We start from the raw sequence: 20,532 nt of genomic DNA, 5'->3' as shown, positions 1-20,532 counted from the left end.
CCCGTCCCCCTTTTCGCTTCGTTCCCTCCGGTGGGCCACCCCCTCCGCTCGGAGGCGGGCCCACCCCATGGGCGGGGGAGGGCGACCTCTCGGCCGGCCGAGAGGTCGCCGCAGGTGGGGTGGGGGGAGTGGGCGAAGGGCCGGTTACAGCGACTCGCGCCAGCTGTTCGTGATGGGGAGGCGGCGGTCCTTGCCGAAGCCCTTCGCTGAGATCTTCGCGCCCGGCGGGTACTGGCGGCGCTTGTACTCGGCCGTGTCGACCATGCGCAGGGTCTTGGCGACCAGCGCGGGGTCGTATCCGGCGGCGACGATCGCGTCCGCGCCCTGGTCCCGGTCCACGTACATCTCGAGGATCGCGTCCAGGACGGGGTAGTCCGGGAGCGAGTCCGTGTCCACCTGGCCGGGGCGCAGCTCGGCGCTCGGCGGCTTGGTGATCGAGTTCTCAGGGATCGGCGGGGTCTGGCCCCGCTCGGCCGCGGCGCGGTTGCGCCACTCGGCGAGCCGGAAGATCCACGTCTTGTAGACGTCCTTGATGGGGCCGTACGCGCCGACCGAGTCGCCGTACAGGGTGGAGTAGCCGACCGCCAGCTCCGACTTGTTGCCGGGGGCGAGGACGATGTGGCCCTCCTGGTTGGAGACGGCCATCAGCATGGTTCCGCGCAGGCGCGACTGGAGGTTCTCCTCGGCCAGGCCCGTCAGTCCCAGCGAGCCCATGTAGGCGTCGAACATCGGCTCGATCGGCACCGTGCGGAAGTTCAGCCCGGTGCGCCGGGCCAGCTCGGCCGCGTCGCCCTTGGAGTGGTCGGAGGAGTACTTGGACGGCATCGACACGCCGTACACGTTCTGCGCGCCCACCGCGTCACAGGCGATCGCCGCGACGAGCGCCGAGTCGATCCCGCCGGACAGGCCGATGAGCACCGAGCGGAAGCCGTTCTTCGCGACGTACGCCCGCAGGCCCACGACCAGCGCCGAGTAGACCTCCTCGGCGTCGTCCAGTCGCTCCGCGTAGCCGCCGCTCAGCTCGGGCTCGTAACGCGGCAGCGGCTCCTCGGACAGCACCACGCGGTCGATGCGCAGACCGTCGTCCACGACGCCCGTCGGCGCGTCGGGGGAGGCCGCGGGCAGGTCGAGGTCCAGGACCACGCAGCCCTCGGAGAACTGCGGGGCCCGCGCGACGACCTCGCCGTCCTTGTCGACGACGATCGAGTCGCCGTCGAAGACGAGCTCGTCCTGGCCGCCGATCATCGCGAGGTAGGCGGTGGTGCAGCCGGCCTCCTGCGCCCGCTTGCGCACCAGCTCCAGGCGGGTGTCGTCCTTGTCGCGCTCGTAGGGCGAGGCGTTGACGGAGAGCAGCAGACCGGCCCCGGCGGAGCGCGCCGCGGGGACCCGGCCGCCGTCCTGCCAGAGGTCCTCGCAGATCGCGAGCGCCACGTCGACGCCGTGCACGCGCAGCACCGGCATGGTGTCGCCCGGCACGAAGTAGCGGAACTCGTCGAAGACGCCGTAGTTGGGCAGGTGGTGCTTGGCGAACGACAGCACCACCTCGCCGCCGTGCAGCACCGCCGCGGCGTTGCGCGGGGAGCCGGCCGGACGGCCGAACCTCGGCTGGTCGTTCTCCGACCGGTCTAGGTAGCCGACGACGACCGGCAGCCCGCCGAAGCCCTCGTCGGCGAGGCGCACGGCGAGCTGCCGCAGCGCGGCGCGGGAGGCCTCGACGAAGGAGGAGCGCAGGGCGAGGTCCTCGACGGGATACCCGGTCAGCGCCATCTCCGGGAACGCCACGAGATGCGCTCCCTGCTCGGCGGAGTGCCGGGTCCAGCGGAGGATCGTTTCGGTGTTGCCGGCGAGGTCGCCGACACGCGAGTCGATCTGGTTCAGGGCGAGACGAAGTTGAGGCACGGGAACAGTGTAATCGTCAGAGCGACGCGATGGGGGGCGTGGGGTGTCGTTCACCCCACGCCCCCTTCACGTCACGAAGAGCTCAGCCCGACGTCACGCACTGCTCAGCCGCACGCACTGCTCAGCTGCACACTGCTCAGCGTCGGCGGTACGAGTCGACGTAACCGTTCGCGGGCGTGCCCACGCCGGTGACGTCGTCGTAGCCCTTCACCGCGGACAGCGAGCTGTCCTTGCCGAGGCTGCGGACCGAGGTCAGCAGGCCGCCGGTGGCGTCGACGCTGTTGGCGAAGTCGACGCGCGCCACGGCGAGTCCGGACCCCGTGGGGTTGTCGGTCACGTCGTGGTAGACCTTCGTGCCGTACTTGGAGTAGATCGACGGGTTGGCGAAACCGATCGCCCTGCCGCCGCGCGCCTCCTGGGCCAGTGCCTGCACGGCCGCGATGACCGGCGCGGCCAGCGAGGTGCCGCCGATGCGGTACTCGCTGTACTGCTCGGACCCGTCCGGGAAGGTCTGGGTCTGGCCGACCTTGAAGCCGGTGTTCGGGTCGGCGATCGCCGCGATGTCCGGGACGACGCGGTTGCCGGCGGCGTTGTTGGCCGTGGCGAGCGCGTTCGGGACGACGCCCTTCTGGTAGTACGGCTCGGCGACCGTCTTGCTGGTGCCGCCGCCCGCGCCCGAGGTGTACGCGCCGGGGAAGCCCGTCCAGCTCTTGCCGTCCGCGGACAGCGAGGCCTTCTCGGTGCCCCAGCCGGTCTCCCACAGGTACTTGTCACCCTTGCCGACCGCCAGCGAGGTGCCGCCGACCGCCGTCACCCACGCCGAGTTGGCCGGGGTGTCGACCTGCTTGGTGCCGGTGTTGGCGACCTCGTCGCCGTTGTCGCCGGAGGAGAAGTAGAAGCCGATGCCCTCGACCGCGCCGAACTGGAAGACCTGGTCGTAGGCGGCTGCCAGGTCCGGCGTCTGGTTGGCCTCGATGTCGCCCCAGGAGTTGGAGACGATGTCGGCCAGGTGGTTGTCGACGATCTTGCTGAGAGAGTCGAGCAGATCGTCGTCCATGCAGGACGCGGCCCCCACGTACGTGACGTTCGCGGCAGGCGCGACCGCGTGCACGGCCTCGACGTCGAGGGTCTCCTCGCCGTACCAGCCCGAGGCGTCGCACTCGTCGGCGCCGGTGTGGGTGTAGTCCTTCGGCAGCACCTGGCTCAGCTGGCCGGTCTTCCAGGCGGCGTCGCCGTGCTTCTTCGCGTACGTGGCCGCGTCGTAGGCGATCGTCGGCGAGGCGAAGGCGTCGGTGATCGCGACGCGCACGCCCTTGCCGGTGTACGAGCCCGCACCGTAGGCCGCACGCAGCTGCTTGCCGGTGTAACCCTGGACGGCGTAGGGGATCGACTTGCCGTACGCCTTCGGCAGCGTGGTCGCGATGTTCGAACCGTAGTACGAGGAGAACGGTCCGGCGTTCTTGAACACGGCGCCGGGACCCGGCAGCTGGTCGCTGTGGGTCGCCTTGTGCGGGGCGTTGTCCAGGCCGGTGACGGTCAGGACGGCGCCGTCGAGGCTGTCCGGGACGGTGGCCGCCTTGGCCGGTGCCCGGTAGGTCTTCGAGCCCTTGGCGTAGTTGTGCAGCTGGGTGCCGAACGCCTTCTCGGCGGCGGCCACGTCACCGCTGACGGAGACGTAGTGCTCGGTCGTGCCGGTCACCTTCAGACCGGCCGCCGCCAGCCACGACTTGACGGCGGCCACCTGGGCCGCGGTCGCGCCGTAACGGGCCTTCGCCTGCGCGGCGGAGAGGTACTTGCCGTAGGCCGCGGAGTTCGGGTCGGAGACCGCCTTCGCGTACTGGCCGAGGCCGGCCGCGTCGCGTCCCGCGAGGTAGACCCGCGCGGAGACCGGGGCGCTGTCCGAGGTCGAGCCCTTGTCCGCCTTGGCCGTGGCCCACGCGGGCCTGGTCCCGGTCAGCGTGTCACGGGCCGGGACGTCCGCGGCGTGCGCCGCGGGTATGCCGAGCGCCAGCGTGCCGACGATCACGGGCAGGGTCGCTGCCAGGCTCGCTCCGGCGCGCAGCGTGGCGCGATTGGATCTCATGGGACCCCCTGGTTGTGGTTCGACGCGAGTGGATCACTCGACGTGCGGGCCACTCTGGCGACGAACCCGTCATGCCAGGGGAATGCGAAGACCAAGAAGCGTCCAAGTGACTGCTTTCTGGCACGGTTTGACGGATACGTCCTCGAAGTCGAGGGAAAACCCTATGAGTTGGGCCGGGAGAGCCCGGGAGAGCCCGGGAGGGTCAGTGGGCAGGCCGAGGCGGGCGCAGGGGGCCGGGCCCAGGAGGGCTATGCGGAGGCGGCCCGGCCGAAAGATACGCGGGGCCGTCGGGGCGGCCGGGGTGTCGGCCCGGCGGCGGCCGGCGCACAGCCTCCGCCGCGGCCCGGCCGCCGCCGTCCGGTCACGGCTTGGCCCCGCGTGCCTTCAGCATGCCCGCCATGAGATCGATCTCCGACTGCTGCGCCTCGACCATGCCCTGCGCCAGCCGCTTCTCCACGCCGACCGTGCACTTGGCGACGCAGCTCTCGGCCATGTGGACGCCGCCCTTGTGATGGGCGGTCATCAGCTGGAGGTAGAAGATCTCGGCCTGCTTGCCGTTGAGCGTGCCGAGCCGCTTCATCTCGGCGTCGGTGGCCATGCCGACCATGAGTGCGCCGTCCTCGCCGCCGCTCATGCCGCGCATGCCCGTCCAGGTCATGGGCGGGTCGGACGACACCTTCGGCAGCCCCCACAGATCCAGCCAGCCGATCAGCATGCCGCGCTGGTTGGCCTGGGTCTGCGCGATGTCGTAGGCGAGCCGCCGCACCTCCTCGTCGGTCGTCCGGTCGCGCACGATGTACGACATCTCGACGGCCTGCTGGTGGTGCACCGCCATGTCCCGGGCGAACCCGGCGTCGGCGGAGTCGGCGACCGGGACGTCGGCGGCCGCCCCGCCGTCCTCGGCCACCGAGTAGGTGACCGCTCCCGCGGCGACGAGCACCCCGGCCACGGCGACGGCCACTCCCGCGTACCTCACTGCGGCAGACCGCCCGTGCACGCCGCGCCCGGTTCGGGCGTCTGCTCGCCCTGCACGAACTTGGCGAGGAACGTGTCCACGTTCGGGTCGCTCGCACCCGTCACCGTGCGCTGGTGGCCCCACGCGGTGAGCATGATCGGGTCGGCCTGGGCGTCGTCCGGGCTCATCAGGGTGTAGGGCGTCTTCTTGACCTTGGCGGCGAGGGCGTCGACGTCGGCCTTGCTCGCCTTGCTGTTGTACGTCACCCAGACCGCGCCGTGCTCGAGCGAGTGCACGGCGTTCATGTTGTTCAGCGCCTTCGTGTAGACGTCGCCGTCGCAGTTCATCCAGACCTGGTTGTGGTCGCCGCCGACGGGCGGCTCGGTCGGGTACTTCACCGTCTTGGCGACATGCGTGCGCCCCAGCTTCCCCTTCCACGTCTTCACCCCGTCCGCGCCGGTGACGAAGTTCCCGGAGGCCTTGGAGTCGGCGGCGGTGGAGGCGTCGTCACCGGACTGCGACTTCACGACGAACACGCCGCCGGCGACGAGTGCGACGACGGCGATGACGCTGCCCCCGATCACGAGGACGCGGCCTCGCCGCTCACGAGCCTGTTCGGCCCGCCGCATCTGCTCTATGCGCGCCTTGCGCGCCGCACTGCCGGTGGTGTTGGCGGAACCCATGAGGCCTGTCCTTCTGGGGAAAGGGGGAACTGACGAACGGGGTCCGCTGATCGTAATCCGGCGCGCGGGATTGTCGTAGACGGTCACAGCCGGGACCCGAGGGATCCGTGGGACCCGAGATAATTTGAACCCGAGATGCGTATTATCTACGCTTCGTCTCATGCGGCTGTTGCGATCCACCGACCTGGCACTGCGCGTCCTGATGCGGCTCGCGGTCACGGGCGAGAACCCGGAGGTCACTCCCACGACCCGGGAGGTGGCCGCGGCGATGGAGGTCCCCTACACCCACGCGGCGAAGGTCGTCGCCGGGCTCCAGCACATGGGGCTGCTCGACGCCCGGCGAGGCCGGGGCGGCGGCCTCGCCCTCACCGGACCCGGCCGCGCGGCGTCGGTGGGCGCCGTCGTCCGCGCCTTCGAGGGGGACGGCGACGTCGTCGACTGCGAGGGCGGAGCCACCCCCTGCCCCCTGAGTTCGGCCTGCAGCCTGCGAGGCGCTCTGCGCCGGGCCCAGGAGGCGTTCTACCGCTCGCTGGACCCGCTCACCCTCGCGGACCTCGTGACGGAACCGACGGGCCCGCTGCTGCTGGGAATCCCAGGGCGGGCCCGACCCGCCTGACCCTCGTGCCCCTCCCGAGCCTCGTGCCCCTCCTGACTCGCAGGACCCGCCTGATCCGACCGCGCCGACGCGTCAGCTCGCCGTCGCCGGCCACAGGTCGGGGCCGAACACCTCGTAGTGCACGTCCGTCGGGGCGACCCCCTTCTCGATCAGTTGCGCCCGCACCGTTCGGACGGCATCAGGGCTCCTCGGCTCGCGGGCCATGGGGTAAAGGGGGTATCGGGGTCACGGGAACGGGTACACGGGATACACGGGGTCACGGTCACGGGGTCACAGGGCTCGCCCGTACGGCCGTTCGGCATTGTGGTTAAAGTTGTATTTGACATGCAAATTAAGCGGGGAGGTGGACGGAGGGGGTCGGGCATTACGGATGCCGGTCCGAGCAGGCAAGATGGGCGGCAGAGCAGGACATCCGCCGGACACGAGGCGTTCATGGCCGGGTCGCCAAGGCGATCATGGTCGGCAACGCGCCCGAAACGGGGATGTGGTCTGATGCTCAGGTGCCCGACCGCCGCTCCACGGGACCGGAGGCAGGCGGCCTGACCAGCAAGGATGGGGAAGCGGAAGATGGACAAGCAGCAGGAGTTCGTGCTCCGGACGTTGGAGGAGCGCGACATCCGGTTCGTACGGCTGTGGTTCACGGACGTCCTGGGCTTCCTCAAGTCCGTCGCCGTGGCCCCCGCCGAGCTCGAGCAGGCCTTCGACGAGGGCATCGGCTTCGACGGCTCCGCGATCGAGGGCTTCGCCCGGGTCTACGAGTCCGACATGATCGCCAAGCCGGACCCGTCCACCTTCCAGGTCCTGCCCTGGCGCGCGGAGGCCCCCGGCACCGCCCGCATGTTCTGCGACATCCTCATGCCGGACGGCTCCCCGTCCTTCGCCGACCCGCGCTACGTCCTCAAGCGGGCCCTCGCCCGCGCCTCCGACCTGGGCTTCACCTTCTACACCCACCCGGAGATCGAGTTCTTCCTGCTGAAGGACAAGCCGACCGACGGCTCCCGGCCCACCCCGGCCGACAACTCCGGCTACTTCGACCACACCCCGCACAACATCGGCATGGACTTCCGCCGCCAGGCGATCACCATGCTCGAGTCGATGGGCATCTCGGTCGAGTTCTCCCACCACGAGGGCGCCCCCGGCCAGCAGGAGATCGACCTGCGCTACGCCGACGCGCTCTCCACGGCCGACAACATCATGACGTTCCGCCTGGTGATGAAGCAGGTCGCGCTGGAGCAGGGCGTCCAGGCCACCTTCATGCCCAAGCCGTTCAGCGAGCACCCCGGCTCCGGCATGCACACCCACCTCTCCCTCTTCGAGGGCGACCGCAACGCGTTCTACGAGTCCGGCGCGGAGTACCAGCTGTCCAAGGTCGGCCGGTCCTTCATCGCGGGCCTGCTGAAGCACGCCGCCGAGACCGCCGCCGTCACCAACCAGTGGGTCAACTCCTACAAGCGCATCTGGGGCGGCTCCGAGCGCACCGCCGGCGCGGGCGGCGAGGCGCCGTCCTACATCTGCTGGGGGCACAACAACCGCTCCGCCCTGGTGCGGGTGCCGATGTACAAGCCCGGCAAGACCGGCTCCGCGCGCATCGAGGTCCGCTCCCTCGACACCGGCGCCAACCCGTACCTGGCCTACGCCATGCTGCTCGCCGCGGGCCTCAAGGGCGTCGAGGAGGGTTACGAGCTCCCGCCGGGCGCCGAGGACGACGTCTGGGCGCTGTCGGACGCCGAGCGTCGCGCCATGGGCATCGAGCCGCTCCCGCAGAACCTCGGCGAGGCCCTGACCCTGATGGACCGCAGCGACCTCGTCGCCGAAACCCTGGGCGAGCACGTCTTCGACTTCTTCCTGCGCAACAAGCGCCAGGAGTGGGAGGAGTACCGCTCCGAGGTCACCGCCTTCGAGCTGCGCAAGAACCTGCCGGTGCTGTAAGCCCAGGTCAGGGCGGGTTTCCCGCCGTGACGACACGTGGGGCCGACGGTCGCGGACCGTCGGCCCTTGTCGCACCACCGGGCGGCCCCGCAAGGTCCCGGGGCCGTCGGCGTGGTCGGCGGTCCTACCGCGCGGCCAGTTTCGCCAGCACCTGGTGCAGCGGCTCCGTCTCACGGCGGCGGTATTCCTGGATCGCCCAGCCGTTGCCGTCGGGGTCCTTGAAGTACATGAAAGTGGCGCCGTCCTGCGGGGCGAACTGCTGCGGCTCGGTGACGTCCAAGCCCCGGGCGGTCAGCTCCTCGTACGCCGCCTTCGCGTCTGTCACGCACAGCTGCATGCCGTGGTACGTGCCCGGCTGCGGGGTGCCCGTCGGGACCTGGAGGCCGTCCACCAGCGCGATCGAACAGCCGGAGCCGGGCGGGGTGAGCTGCACGATCCGCACGCCCTCCATCACCTCGCCGTCGAGATCGACGTGGAAGCCCACCTTGTCGCGGTAGAACTCCTTGGCCCGGTCCACGTCCGACACCGGCAGCAGGATCACTTCGAGGGTCATGTCCATGGGTGACTCCCTTGTCGTCCCGATGTGCGGCGCCCGCAGGCGGTTTGCGGCACGCCTTTGCACACAGAACCGGAAACCGGGCCGGAGCGCCACCGTGGGGCGAGAGATACGCTCGACTGCGGACGACCTTGATCGCACGAGGAGGGCTTCGATGATGGCGCCGGGGCGCAGAAGCAGCACCTTCACTCGGCTGTTGCGGCACGGCTTCACCGACCCCTCCGCCGCCGAGCGGCTGCTGGACGGGCCCGAGCTGTCCCCGGTGCGCAACGACCCCTTTCTGCTGGAGGCGCTGGCCGCAACGGCAGACCCCGACCTCGCGCTGCACGGTCTCGTCGGGCTGGTGGAGGCCCAGTCCGGGCCCGCCGCCAGACGCGAACTGCTCGACACCCTGATCGCCGCCAAACCCCTGCGGGACCGGCTGCTGGGGGTGCTGGGGGCGTCCGCCGCCCTCGCCGACCACCTGGCCCGGCACCCGCGGGACTGGGAGGCGCTGGTCACCTACGAGCCCCGGGACCTGCACCCCGGCGTGGAGGAGTTCGAGCGCGGACTCGCCGACGCCGGCGACCCGGTGTCGCTGCGCGTCTCCTACCGGCGCTGCCTGCTGTCCATCGCGGCCCGCGACGTGTGCGGGACGACCGACGTCGCCGAGACGGCCGCCGAGCTCGCCGACCTCGCCACCGCCACCCTGCGGGCCGCCCTCGGCCTGGCCCGCGCCGCCGCCCCCGACGACGCCGCGCTGTGCCGGCTCGCCGTGATCGCGATGGGCAAGTGCGGCGGACACGAGCTGAACTATGTGTCCGACGTGGACGTCATCTTCGTGGGCGAGGCCGTCGACGGCGCCGACGAGGCCAAGGCGCTGCGGGCCGCCACGAAACTCGCCTCGCACATGATGCGGATCTGCTCCGAGACCACCGTGGAAGGGTCCATCTGGCCCGTCGACGCCAACCTGCGGCCCGAGGGGCGCAACGGCCCGCTGGTGCGCAGCCTCAGCAGCCATCTCGCCTACTACCAGCGGTGGGCCAAGACCTGGGAGTTCCAGGCCCTGCTGAAGGCGCGGCCGGTCGCCGGGGACCTGGAGCTCGGCGCCGACTACGTCGCCGCCCTCGAGCCGATGGTGTGGAAGGCCGCCGAGCGGGAGAACTTCGTCGTCGACGTGCAGAACATGCGGCGCAGGGTCGTCGAGAACATCCCGGTCGCCGAGGTCGAGCGCGAACTCAAACTCGGGCCCGGCGGACTGCGGGACGTCGAGTTCGCCGTCCAGCTGCTGCAACTGGTGCACGGGCGCGCCGACGGCTCGCTGCGCAGCGGCACCACGCTCGACGCCCTGCAGGCGCTCGCCACCGGCGGCTACGTCGGACGCGCCGACGCGGTGCAGCTCGACGCCGCCTACCGCTTCCTGCGCTCCATGGAGCACCGCATCCAGCTCTACCGGCTGCGGCGCACCCATCTCGTCCCCGAGGACGAGACCGACCTGCGCCGGCTCGGCCGCTCCCTCGGCCTGCGCGCCGACCCGGTCGCCGAACTCGGCCGGGAGTGGAAGCGGCACGCGTCCGTCGTACGGCGGCTGCACGAGAAGCTGTTCTACCGGCCTCTGCTCGACGCGGTGGCCCAACTCGCCCCGGGCGAGACCCGGTTGAGCGCGGAGGCGGCCCGCGAACGGCTCGTCGCCCTCGGTTACGCCGATCCGGCCGCCGCGCTGCGCCACCTGGAGGCGCTGGCCTCCGGCGTCACCCGCAAGGCCGCCATCCAACGCACCCTGCTGCCCGTCCTGTTGGGGTGGTTCGCCGACTCCGCCGACCCGGACGCCGGGCTGCTCAACTTCCGCAAGGTGTCCGACGCCCTGGGCAAGACCCCTTGGTACCTGCGGCTGTTGAGGGACGAGGGGGCCGCCGCGGAGAACCTGGCCCGCGTGCTGTCCGCCGGGCGGCTCGCCCCCGACCTGCTGATGCGCGCACCGGAGGCGGTGGCGCTGCTCGGCGACGGCGACGGAGGCGGTCTCGAGCCGCGCGGGCGCGCCCTGCTGGAGCAGGAGATCCTCGCCGCGGTGCGGCGGGCCGACGGGGCCGTGCAGGCGGTCGCCGCCGCGCGCGGGGTCCGCAGGCGCGAGCTGTTCCGCACCGCCGCCGCGGACATCGTCGGCTCCTACGGCACCGAGGCGCAGCCCGTCGAGGCCGATCAGGGCGCTCTGGTGGACCTGGTCGGCGGCGCCGTGTCCGACCTCACCGCCGCCACCCTGTCCGGCACCCTGCGCGCCGTCGTCCGCGAGGGCTGGGGCGACACGCTCCCCACCCGCTTCGCCGTCATCGGCATGGGGCGCTTCGGCGGCCATGAACTGGGCTACGGCTCCGACGCGGACGTCCTCTTCGTCCACGAGCCCCGGGACGGCGTCGACGAGCGGGAGGCCGGACAGGCCGCCAACAAGGTCGTCTCCGAGATGCGCCGGCTGCTGCAGATCCCCAGCGCCGACCCGCCGCTGCTCGTCGACGCTGACCTGCGCCCGGAGGGCAAGTCCGGGCCGCTCGTGCGCACGTTGAAGTCATACGCGGCCTACTATCGGCGGTGGTCGCTGGTGTGGGAGTCACAGGCGTTGCTGCGCGCCGAAGTCGTCGCTGGGCACGAGGAGTTGGGGCGCAGGTTCCTCGAACTCGCCGACCCGCTGCGGTATCCGGCGGGCGGGCTCACCGAGGAGGCCGTACGGGAGATCCGGCGGCTGAAGGCCCGGATGGAGTCGGAGCGGCTGCCCCGGGGCGCCGATCCCAAGCTGCACACCAAGCTCGGCCCGGGCGGCCTGTCCGACGTCGAGTGGACCGTGCAGCTGATCCAGATGCGGCACGGCGCGACGCACCCGGGGCTGCGGACCACCCGCACCCGGGCGGCGCTCACCGCCGCACGCGACGCCGGCCTCATCCCGCAGGACGAAGCGGCGACGCTGGACGAGGCGTGGGTGCTGGCCACGCGGGTGCGCAACGCGGTGATGCTGGTGCGGGGCCGGGCCGGCGACACCTTCCCCTCCGACCCGCGCGAACTGGTCGCGGTGGGCCGCTACCTCGGCTACGGCCCCGGACGTGTCGGTGACATGCTCGACGACTACCGGCGCACCGCCCGCCGGGCCCGGGCCGTCGTGGACGAACTGTTCTACGCGGGCTAGGACCGGACCCAGCGGCCCTCGAGGCGTGCGCCCCCCGCGTCGACACCGTGGCGCGGGCCCGCGTCCGGGGCCGCTGATGGGAGGCCCGGCCTCCTTTGCCACCCGGGTGGGGGGCCGGCCGGCCGCGGGACGAGTGGGCAGGCACCACCCTCGCTCACGCCGCACCGGCGCCACCGCTCGCATGCCCTTGCGGGAGGCACCGCCCGTCGTCCCGCCGATGCTCCTCACGGTGTCTGGCACCCGGCGCACGCTGGTGTCGCCCGTCGCCCCGCGCCGGGCGTGATGCGTCGCCCTGAGCCAGGCGTGATGCGTCGCCCGGCGCGGTCGTCGGCCGACGGCAGGCTTGTCCGGACACCGCGGCTGCCGCACCCAACGGAACCGTCCCCGCCCGGACCGGTGGGCCGCAGGCGAGCGACCCCGGGCGCGTCCGGGAGCGTTTGGCACGGGTGCGGCCCCGCCTGTGCGGGCTGCGTGGTTCCGTGGGCGACCAGGGCGACCGGGGTGACCGGGGTGGCACGGCGCGCGGGTCGGCTCAGCCGCCGGTGCGGCCGTCCGTGCGGATCGCTGCCCGCCCGTCCGGAGACCCGCCCGGTCTTCGTACACCGTCCGGCCCGCCCGGCGTCGGGACGGCGACGGAGTCGTCCGGGGTTCCTAGGGGGCTGGAGCCTGCCGGGGCCTTGTGGCTGCGCCGGCGGCGGCGTCGTCGCGCGGCTTCGTCGGCTTCGTCGTCCCGCCGTGTGTCCGGGACGGTTCTCGGCAGGGCGTACGGCAGGGCGCCGTACCAGAGGCGGGACACGGTGAAGCCGAAGACGAGGCAGAGGAGGCCGCCGACGGCGTCCAGCCAGAAGTGGTTGGCGGTGGCGACGATGACCACCAGGGTCGCCATCGGGTAGAGCAGGCCGAGGACGCGCACCCAGGGGAGCCGGGCCAGGGCGAACACGGTCACGCCGCACCACAGGGACCAGCCGATGTGCATGGACGGCATGGCCGCGTACTGGTTCGACATGTGTTTGAGGTCGCCGGACGCCATCGAGCCCCACGTCTGGTGGACCATCACCGTGTCGATGAACCCGCCGCGAGGCATCAGGCGTGGGGGCGCCAGCGGGTACAGGTAGTAGCCGACCAGGGCCACCGCCGTGGTCGCGAACAGAACGAGGCGGGCCGCCGCGTAGCGGCCCGGGTGACTGCGGTAGAGCCACACCAGGACGACCAGCGTGACGATGAAGTGCAGCGTCGCGTAGTAGTAGTTCATGCTCACGATGAGCCAGGTCACCGAGTTCACCGCGTGGTTGACCGACTCCTCCACGGCCATGCCGAACATGTGCTCGGCCCGCCAGATCCAGTCGGTGTTGCGCAACGCTTCGGAACGCTGTTCCGGGACCGCGTTGCGCACGAGGGAGTACACCCAGTAACTCACGGCGACGAGAAGGATCTCGAACCAGAGGCGCGGCCGGCGGGGGCTGCGGAGGCGTGCGAGGCGGCGCCGGGTCCCGGCCGTGACGGCCTGCGGAAGGGCCTGGTCGCGGCCTTCCAGCGGCGTCACAGTCGATTCACCCATGGACCCAAAGTGTGCCAGAAAAGACCTCTTTGTCCGATCATCCCGCGGTCGGGTTCGTTTTGCACCCCTTACGGCGGCAGGCCCTCCTCGCTTCCTCCCGGCGTGGGACTACGGGAGCGCGGGTCGGCGTCTCCGCCCTGCGGACAAGCGCGCGGTCCGCGGGCGGCGTGCAGCTAGGGGGCAGTCGCGGGTGGCGTACAGCCACGGGCGATCGCGGTCCCCGGCCGTGCGGCTACGCACGGGCACGGTCCCCTCGCGTCCGGCTACAGACGGGCGCGGTCCCCGGGTGCCGAGGCGGTGGAGCCCCGCACCACCAGCTCCGGCATGAACACGAACTCGCTGTGCGGCGCAGGCGTCCCGCCGATCTCTTCCAGGAGTGTGCGGACGGCGGCCTGGCCCATCGCCGGGACCGGCTTGCGCACGGTCGTCAGGGGCGGGTCGGTGAAGGCGATCAGCGGGGAGTCGTCGAAGCCGACCACCGAGACGTCCCGGGGGACCGCGAGACCGCGCTGCCTGGCCGCCCGTATCGCGCCCAGCGCCATCATGTCGCTGGCGCAGACGATCGCCGTGCAACCCCGGTCGATCAGGGCGTTGGTCGCTGCCTGGCCACCCTCCAGGGTGTACAGGGAGTGCTGGACCAGCTCGGTCTCGATGGTGTCCGGGCTCAGCGCCAGCTGCTCCTGCATGGCGCGCACGAACCCCTCGATCTTGCGCTGGACCGGCACGAAGCGCTTGGGGCCGAGGGCCAGCCCCACCCGGGTGTGCCCGAGGGAGACGAGATGGGTCACCGCCAGGGTCATCGCCGCCCGGTCGTCGGGCGAGATGAACGGGGCCTGGACCTTCGGGGAGAAGCCGTCGACCAGGACGAAGGGCACGCCCTGCGCGCGCAGCTGCTCGTAGCGCTGCATGTCGGCCGTGGTGTCCGCGTGCAGTCCGGAGACGTAGATGATGCCGGCGACGCCGCGGTCGACCAGCATCTCGGTCAGCTCGTCCTCCGTGGAGCCGCCAGGGGTCTGGGTGGCGAGAACGGGGGTGTAGCCCTGGCGGGTCAGCGCCTGTCCGATGACCTGGGCCAGGGCCGGGAATATGGGGTTCTCGAGCTCCGGCGTGATCAGGCCGACGAGCCCCGCGCTGCGCTGGCGCAACCGGACCGGGCGCTCGTAGCCCAGGACGTCCAGCGCGGCGAGCACGGACTGGCGGGTGGTGGCGGCGACACCGGGCTTGCCGTTGAGAACGCGGCTGACGGTCGCTTCGCTCACCCCCGCCTGCGCAGCGATGTCGGCAAGCCGTGTGGTCACAGGGGTGGACTGTACCGGTCGGGTGCCGACTTGCACACCGATCGGGCGCCGCGGGCGACCTGTCGGACGGCCCGCTCCGGCCTGCTGCGTCATCGTGCTCCCTCATGAAAGTGATGGCAAGAGCTTGCAGAGTCTTGCACAGTGGTCGCGTGCCCCGCTGTGAGGCCGTTCAACCGCGACAACAACGGTCTCACAGCGGTCGAGCGGAGGTCACGTCAGGGTCACGCGCGGATAACTTCGGAGGGTTCTTGCACTTTTTTGCTGCAAGGCCTTTCGTGTCGCTTGCAGGGCTGTTACGTTCACGTCGCTCGACGGCGGCAACGGCGCGTCGGAGCCGGCGGGAACAGCGGACGGGACCGCTTCCCGCAGCTATACGGGCTCTCACCCTCAAGGAGAAACTCATGCGGCGTGGCATAGCGGCCACCGCGCTGGTGGCGTCCCTCGCCCTCGCGGCGACGGCCTGCGGCGGAGACGACAGCGGCAGCGACGACTCGTCCGGGCCGGTCACCATCACCTGGTGGGACACCTCCAACGCCACCAATGAGGCGCCGACGTACCAGGCCCTGGTCAAGCAGTTCGAGGCGGCCAACAAGGACGTCAAGGTCAAGTACGTCAACGTGCCCTTCGACCAGGCGCAGAACAAGTTCGACACGGCCGCCGGCGCGTCCGGCGCCCCGGACATCCTGCGCTCCGAGGTCGGCTGGACCCCCGCCTTCGCCAAGAAGGGCTACTTCCTGCCGCTGGACGGCACGGACGCCCTCAAGGACCAGTCGAAGTTCAAGTCCAACCTGCTCGAGCAGGCCAAGTACGAGGGCAAGACGTACGGCGTCCCGCTGGTCACGGACACGCTCGCGTTGGTCTACAACAAGGAGCTCTTCGCGAAGGCCGGCATCACCGCGGCCCCCAAGAGCTGGGACGAGCTGAAGACGGCCGCCGCCACCGTCAAGGCCAAGACCGGCGTCGACGGCTACTGGGGCTCCACCCAGGCCTACTACGCGCAGTCGTTCCTCTACGGCGAGGGCACCGACACCGTCGACGCCGACGCCAAGAAGATCACCGTGAACTCGGCGGCCGCGAAGAAGGCGTACGGCACCTGGCTAGGCCTCTTCGACGGCAAGGGCCTGCACAAGGCCGACACCACCGCCGACGCCTACGCCCACATCCAGGACGCGTTCGTCAACGGCAAGGTCGCCGCGATCATCCAGGGCCCCTGGGAGATCACGAACTTCTACAAGGGCAGCGCCTTCAAGGACAAGGCCAACCTCGGCATCGCCACCGTCCCGGCCGGTTCCACCGGCAAGGCGGGCGCCCCGACCGGCGGCCACAACCTCTCGGTCTACGCCGGCTCCGACAAGGCCCACCAGGCCGCGGCGCTGAAGTTCGTCAACTTCATGACGTCCGCCGCGTCCCAGGCGACCATCGCGCAGAAGAACTCCACGCTGCCCACCCGCGACGACGCCTACACCGCCGCCGTCAAGGCCGACCCGGGCATCGCCGGCTACCAGACGGTGCTGGCCGCCGCCCAGCCGCGCCCGGCGCTGCCGGAGTACAGCTCGCTGTGGGGTCCTCTGGACACCGAACTGCCCAAGATCGCGGGTGGCAAGGAGACCCTCGACAAGGGACTGGGCAACGCTGAGCTCGCCATCGCCAAGCTGGTGCCCGACTTCAGCAAGTGAGCCCGAGCGGCCGCCGGATCTTCCACATCATGGAGGGGAGAGATCCGGCGGCCACCGGCCTGTGAGCTCCGGGCTCCGGGCCGCAGCCCCCCCGTCGACGATCCAGCGTGAAGATCCAGAAGGTGTCGAACCATGACAGTCGCCATCGACCGCGCGACCGGCAAGCGCCGCGGTGACCGTGAGCCGGGGCCCGGGCCGGCCGGCCGCCTCAGGCGCGGCTACCAGAAGCACTGGTACGCGTACGCGATGATCGCCCCGGTGGCGATCGTCCTCGGCGTCCTCGTGCTGTACCCCCTGGCGTACGGCCTCTACCTGACGCTGACCGACGCCAACAGCCTCAACACGGCCCGCACCATCGGCGTCAACCACATCGACGCCACCTACAAGTTCATCGGCCTCGACAACTACGCCGACATCCTGTGGGGCCCGACGGCCTACGACCGCTTCTGGTCGCACTTCCTCTGGACGATCGTGTGGACGGCGGCCTGTGTCGCCCTGCACTACGGCATCGGACTCGGCCTCGCGCTCCTGCTCAACCAGAAACTGCGCGGGCGCACCCTGTACCGGCTGATCCTGGTGCTGCCGTGGGCGGTGCCCACCTTCGTCACCGTGTTCGGCTGGCGGTTCATGCTCGCCGACGGCGGCATCATCAACTCCGCGCTCGACTTCCTGCACCTGCCGACGCCGCTGTGGCTCGAGGACACCTTCTGGCAGCGGTTCGCCGCGATCACGGTGAACACCTGGTGCGGTGTGCCGTTCATGATGATCTCGCTGCTCGGCGGCCTGCAGGCGATCGACGCCTCGCTCTACGAGGCCGCCGAGATGGACGGCGCGAGCGCCTGGCAGCGCTTCCGGTACGTCACCCTGCCGGGACTGAGATCGGTCAGCTCCACCGTCGTCCTGCTGGGCGTCATCTGGACGTTCAACCAGTTCGCCGTGATCTTCCTGCTGTTCGGCAAGACCGCCCCCGACGCGCAGATCCTCGTCACCTGGGCCTACTACCTCGGCTTCGGGCAGCAGCCGCGTGACTTCGCCCAGTCGGCCGCGTACGGCATCCTGCTGCTGGCCATCCTGATCGTCTTCACCTCGTTCTACCGCCGCTGGCTGAACCGCAACGAGCAGCAGCTCGCGATCTGAGGCAGGAGTTCCCATGAGCAGCACCACAGTCGAGACCTCCGCCGCGGCGGACGGCCGGCGACCCGCGAAGGCCCCGCGCCGGGCCCGGCGGCGCGGTGAGAACAGCCTCGTCGGCTCCCTCGCCTCGCACGGCGTCCTGATCGTCGCGAGCCTGATCGCGCTCTTCCCGATCGCCTGGCTGGTCTATCTGTCCCTCGGCCCGGACAAGGACGACTACCTTCACCCGGGCGGCATCTGGGACAAGATGACGTTCGCGAACTACACGTTCGTCGTCGAACACACCGAGTTCTTCAACTGGTTGAAGAGCTCGCTGATCGTCACGCTCGGCACGACCGCCATCGGCGTGCTCATCGCCGCCACCACCGGCTACGCCGTGTCCCGCATGCGCTTCCCCGGCTACAAGAAGTTCATGTGGGTGCTGCTGGTCACCCAGATGTTCCCGGTCGCCGTACTGATGGTGCCGATGTACCAGATCCTCTCGGACCTGCAGCTCATCGACAACTACCTCGGCCTGATCCTCGTCTACTGCACGACGGTCATTCCGTACAGCGCCTGGCTGCTCAAGGGGTACTTCGACACCATCCCCTTCGAGATCGACGAGGCGGGACGCGTGGACGGGCTCACCCCGTTCGGCACCTTCTTCCGGCTGATCCTGCCGCTCGCCAAGCCCGGTCTCGCGGTAGCCGCCTTCTACAACTTCCTCACCGCGTTCAGCGAGGTCGCGTTCGCCTCGACGTTCATGCTGAGCGACGACAAGTACACGCTTGCCGTCGGGTTGCAGTCCTTCGTCAGCGAACACGACGCCCAGCGCAACCTGATGGCCGCCACCGCGGTGCTGATCGCGATACCGGCCGCCGCGTTCTTCTACCTCGTGCAGAAGAACCTGGTGACCGGCCTCACCGCGGGCGGCACGAAGGGGTGACGCCCCGCCGTGAGGGCGCCTTCAGGGCGCCGTCGAACCGCGGTGACGTCGACCCGCCGACGCGGGCCCCCGAAAATCCCGGGGCGGCCGCGGTCACCATCCGACCCCGCTGTGACCGCGGCCGCCTCGTCACCCCCCTCCACAGACCCCTGATCCGATGACTCCGTTACGTACCAAGGACGCCATGAGCCAGCAGCCCCCCGCAGCCCCGGCCCCCACAGCCCCGGCCCCCGCCCCCACCTCGGCCGTCGCCACCGTCGCCCAGCGCCGCGACTGGTGGCGGGACGCGGTGATCTACCAGGTGTACCCGCGCAGCTTCGCCGACAGCGACGGCGACGGCATGGGCGACCTGGAAGGCGTACGCTCCCGCCTCCCCTACCTGCGCGACCTCGGTGTGGACGCCGTGTGGCTCAGCCCCTTCTACGCCTCGCCGCAGGCCGACGCCGGCTACGACGTCGCCGACTACCGTGCCGTCGACCCGATGTTCGGCAACCTGCTCGACGCCGACGCGCTCATCCGCGACGCCCGGGAACTGGGCCTGCGGATCATCGTCGACCTGGTCCCCAACCACTCCTCCGACCAGCACGAGTGGTTCAAGCGCGCACTGGCGGACGGCCCCCGCTCGCCGCTGCGCGACCGCTACCACTTCCGCCCCGGCAAGGGCGCGGGCGGCGAACTCCCGCCCAACGACTGGGAGTCCATCTTCGGCGGCCCCGCCTGGACGCGGGTGACCGAGCCGGACGGCACAGCCGGCGAGTGGTACCTGCACCTCTTCGCCCCCGAGCAGCCCGACTTCAACTGGGAACACCCGGCGGTCGGCGACGAGTTCCGCTCGATCCTGCGCTTCTGGCTGGACATGGGCGTCGACGGCTTCCGCATCGACGTCGCCCACGGCCTGGTCAAGGCGCCCGGCCTGCCCGACCTCGGCTCCCACGAACAGCTCAAGCTGCTGGGCAACGATGTCATGCCGTTCTTCGACCAGGACGGCGTCCACGACATCTACCGCCAGTGGCGGCGCATCCTCGACGAGTACTCGGGAGAAGGGAAGGGGCCCGAAGGGCCATCCGCAGAAGGGCGGGGCCGGGAGACGGGCGGGCGCATCTTCGTCGCCGAGGCCTGGACCCCGACCGTCGAGCGCACCGCGAACTACGTCCGCCCCGACGAACTCCACCAGGCGTTCAACTTCCAGTACCTGAGCACCGCGTGGGACGCGAAGGAGCTGCGCGAGGTCGTCGACCGCACCCTGGACGCGATGCGTCCGGTCGGCGCGCCCGCCACCTGGGTGCTGTCCAACCACGACGTCACCCGGCACGCCACCCGCTTCGCCAACCCGCCCGGCCTCGGCACCCAGATCCGCACGGCCGGCGACCGCGCGCTCGGCCTGCGCCGCGCCCGCGCGGCGACGCTGCTGATGCTGGCGCTGCCCGGCTCGGCGTACGTCTACCAGGGCGAGGAGCTCGGCCTGCCGGACGTCGTCGACCTGCCCGACGAGGTGCGCCAGGACCCTGCGTACTTCCGCGGCGCGGGCCAGGACGGCTTCCGCGACGGCTGTCGCGTCCCGATCCCGTGGACCCGCGAGGGCTCGTCGTACGGCTTCGGCACCGGCGGCAGCTGGCTGCCCCAGCCGCCGCACTGGGGCGAGTTGAGCGTCGAGGCGCAGGACGGCGTGCCGGACTCCACGCTGGAGCTGTACCGCACCGCCCTCGCGGTCCGCCGCGCCCAGCCCGACCTGGGCGCCGGTGACTCGGTGGAGTGGCTGAAGGCTCCGGAGGGCGTACTGGCCTTCCGTCGCGGGGAGTTCGTGTGCGTGGCGAACACCTCGGGGGAGTCGGTGGCGACCCCGGCGTACGGGCGGGTGCTGCTCGCGAGCGGTGAGGTGACCGAGACGGACAGCGGCGAGGCGAAGCTGCCGGCGGACACCACGGTCTGGTTCACGACGGCCTGACGCCGGACCCCCCACTACGAGGTCCGCCGCTCTCGGGGGAGCGGCGGACCTTTCGTGTTCACGATGCCTTCTCCGACTCCCTGTTCTTTCAGCCAACGAACCATTAACATCACGCCACTGCAAG

Annotated in this window: 14 protein-coding genes; 7 read left to right on the top strand and 7 right to left on the bottom strand. The window is 70.9% G+C overall.

Features of this window, described 5'->3' with window-relative positions:
* Window positions 1–144: 144 nt before the first annotated feature.
* The 4 genes from QA802_RS12785 to QA802_RS12770 form a co-directional block, all read right to left on the bottom strand.
* A complete protein-coding gene (locus QA802_RS12785) occupies window positions 145–1,899 on the bottom strand; it encodes an NAD+ synthase (protein WP_334521430.1) in 1,755 nt (584 codons plus the stop codon).
* A gap of 136 nt (window positions 1,900–2,035) precedes the next feature.
* On the bottom strand, window positions 2,036–3,982 hold the full coding sequence (locus QA802_RS12780; protein ID WP_334521427.1) for a S53 family peptidase: 1,947 nt from the start codon (window positions 3,980–3,982) through the stop codon (window positions 2,036–2,038).
* 361 nt (window positions 3,983–4,343) lie between these two features.
* Window positions 4,344–4,943 (bottom strand): DUF305 domain-containing protein, encoded by a 600-nt coding sequence (locus tag QA802_RS12775; RefSeq protein ID WP_334521424.1) that lies wholly within the window; start codon window positions 4,941–4,943, stop codon window positions 4,344–4,346.
* 11 nt (window positions 4,944–4,954) lie between these two features.
* Window positions 4,955–5,620, bottom strand: a complete 666-nt coding sequence (locus QA802_RS12770) for a thioredoxin-like domain-containing protein (RefSeq protein ID WP_334521421.1) — start codon at window positions 5,618–5,620, stop codon at window positions 4,955–4,957.
* Between the two features lie 160 nt (window positions 5,621–5,780).
* Between QA802_RS12770 and QA802_RS12765 the strand changes: the two genes are divergently transcribed.
* Both QA802_RS12765 and glnA2 read left to right on the top strand, forming a co-directional pair.
* Window positions 5,781–6,236, top strand: coding sequence for an RrF2 family transcriptional regulator (locus QA802_RS12765; RefSeq protein WP_334521418.1), 456 nt, complete (start codon window positions 5,781–5,783; stop codon window positions 6,234–6,236).
* A 567-nt stretch (window positions 6,237–6,803) separates the two neighbouring features.
* Complete coding sequence (gene glnA2, locus QA802_RS12760) at window positions 6,804–8,165, top strand: gamma-glutamylpolyamine synthetase GlnA2 (RefSeq protein ID WP_319170989.1); 1,362 nt, start codon at window positions 6,804–6,806, stop codon at window positions 8,163–8,165.
* A 124-nt stretch (window positions 8,166–8,289) separates the two neighbouring features.
* Here glnA2 and QA802_RS12755 read toward each other — a convergent pair whose 3' ends face one another.
* On the bottom strand, window positions 8,290–8,724 hold the full coding sequence (locus QA802_RS12755; RefSeq protein ID WP_319170990.1) for a VOC family protein: 435 nt from the start codon (window positions 8,722–8,724) through the stop codon (window positions 8,290–8,292).
* A 151-nt stretch (window positions 8,725–8,875) separates the two neighbouring features.
* Between QA802_RS12755 and QA802_RS12750 the strand changes: the two genes are divergently transcribed.
* Window positions 8,876–11,872: a bifunctional [glutamine synthetase] adenylyltransferase/[glutamine synthetase]-adenylyl-L-tyrosine phosphorylase gene (locus QA802_RS12750; protein ID WP_334521414.1), complete on the top strand. Its 2,997-nt coding sequence runs from the start codon at window positions 8,876–8,878 to the stop codon at window positions 11,870–11,872.
* A 532-nt stretch (window positions 11,873–12,404) separates the two neighbouring features.
* On the opposite strand, the gene QA802_RS12745 is transcribed toward QA802_RS12750, so the two are convergent.
* Window positions 12,405–13,430 (bottom strand): phosphatase PAP2 family protein, encoded by a 1,026-nt coding sequence (locus QA802_RS12745; protein WP_334521411.1) that lies wholly within the window; start codon window positions 13,428–13,430, stop codon window positions 12,405–12,407.
* A 263-nt stretch (window positions 13,431–13,693) separates the two neighbouring features.
* On the bottom strand, window positions 13,694–14,728 hold the full coding sequence (locus QA802_RS12740; protein WP_334521408.1) for a LacI family DNA-binding transcriptional regulator: 1,035 nt from the start codon (window positions 14,726–14,728) through the stop codon (window positions 13,694–13,696).
* 401 nt (window positions 14,729–15,129) lie between these two features.
* Between QA802_RS12740 and QA802_RS12735 the strand changes: the two genes are divergently transcribed.
* From QA802_RS12735 to QA802_RS12720, 4 genes are all read left to right on the top strand, one after another.
* Window positions 15,130–16,404 carry an extracellular solute-binding protein gene (locus QA802_RS12735; protein ID WP_334521405.1) on the top strand — a complete coding sequence of 425 codons (1,275 nt, stop codon included), beginning with the start codon at window positions 15,130–15,132 and terminating at the stop codon, window positions 16,402–16,404.
* A gap of 132 nt (window positions 16,405–16,536) precedes the next feature.
* Window positions 16,537–17,541 (top strand): carbohydrate ABC transporter permease, encoded by a 1,005-nt coding sequence (locus QA802_RS12730; RefSeq protein ID WP_334521402.1) that lies wholly within the window; start codon window positions 16,537–16,539, stop codon window positions 17,539–17,541.
* Window positions 17,542–17,554: 13 nt separating this feature from the next.
* Window positions 17,555–18,463, top strand: coding sequence for a sugar ABC transporter permease (locus QA802_RS12725; RefSeq protein ID WP_334521399.1), 909 nt, complete (start codon window positions 17,555–17,557; stop codon window positions 18,461–18,463).
* Between the two features lie 184 nt (window positions 18,464–18,647).
* Window positions 18,648–20,408: a glycoside hydrolase family 13 protein gene (locus QA802_RS12720; RefSeq protein WP_334521396.1), complete on the top strand. Its 1,761-nt coding sequence runs from the start codon at window positions 18,648–18,650 to the stop codon at window positions 20,406–20,408.
* Window positions 20,409–20,532 lie beyond the last annotated feature (124 nt).

It is taken from the genome of Streptomyces sp. B21-105 (assembly GCF_036898465.1).
Classification (GTDB): Bacteria; Actinomycetota; Actinomycetes; order Streptomycetales; family Streptomycetaceae; genus Streptomyces.
The sequence above is the reverse complement of the archived record's forward strand: the minus strand, read 5'-3'. Positions and strand labels throughout refer to the sequence as shown.

Bases quoted from the DNA above. Each gene is read 5' to 3' on its own strand.
- QA802_RS12735 (WP_334521405.1), top strand. From the start codon at position 15,130: ATGCGGCGTGGCATAGCGGCCACCGCGCTGGTGGCGTCCCTCGCCCTC.
- QA802_RS12755 (WP_319170990.1), bottom strand. From the start codon at position 8,724: ATGGACATGACCCTCGAAGTGATCCTGCTGCCGGTGTCGGACGTGGAC.
- QA802_RS12720 (WP_334521396.1), top strand. From the start codon at position 18,648: ATGAGCCAGCAGCCCCCCGCAGCCCCGGCCCCCACAGCCCCGGCCCCC.
- QA802_RS12770 (WP_334521421.1), bottom strand. From the start codon at position 5,620: ATGGGTTCCGCCAACACCACCGGCAGTGCGGCGCGCAAGGCGCGCATA.
- QA802_RS12745 (WP_334521411.1), bottom strand. From the start codon at position 13,430: ATGGGTGAATCGACTGTGACGCCGCTGGAAGGCCGCGACCAGGCCCTT.
- QA802_RS12765 (WP_334521418.1), top strand. From the start codon at position 5,781: ATGCGGCTGTTGCGATCCACCGACCTGGCACTGCGCGTCCTGATGCGG.
- QA802_RS12730 (WP_334521402.1), top strand. From the start codon at position 16,537: ATGACAGTCGCCATCGACCGCGCGACCGGCAAGCGCCGCGGTGACCGT.
- QA802_RS12780 (WP_334521427.1), bottom strand. From the start codon at position 3,982: ATGAGATCCAATCGCGCCACGCTGCGCGCCGGAGCGAGCCTGGCAGCG.
- QA802_RS12725 (WP_334521399.1), top strand. From the start codon at position 17,555: ATGAGCAGCACCACAGTCGAGACCTCCGCCGCGGCGGACGGCCGGCGA.
- glnA2 (WP_319170989.1), top strand. From the start codon at position 6,804: ATGGACAAGCAGCAGGAGTTCGTGCTCCGGACGTTGGAGGAGCGCGAC.
- QA802_RS12750 (WP_334521414.1), top strand. From the start codon at position 8,876: ATGATGGCGCCGGGGCGCAGAAGCAGCACCTTCACTCGGCTGTTGCGG.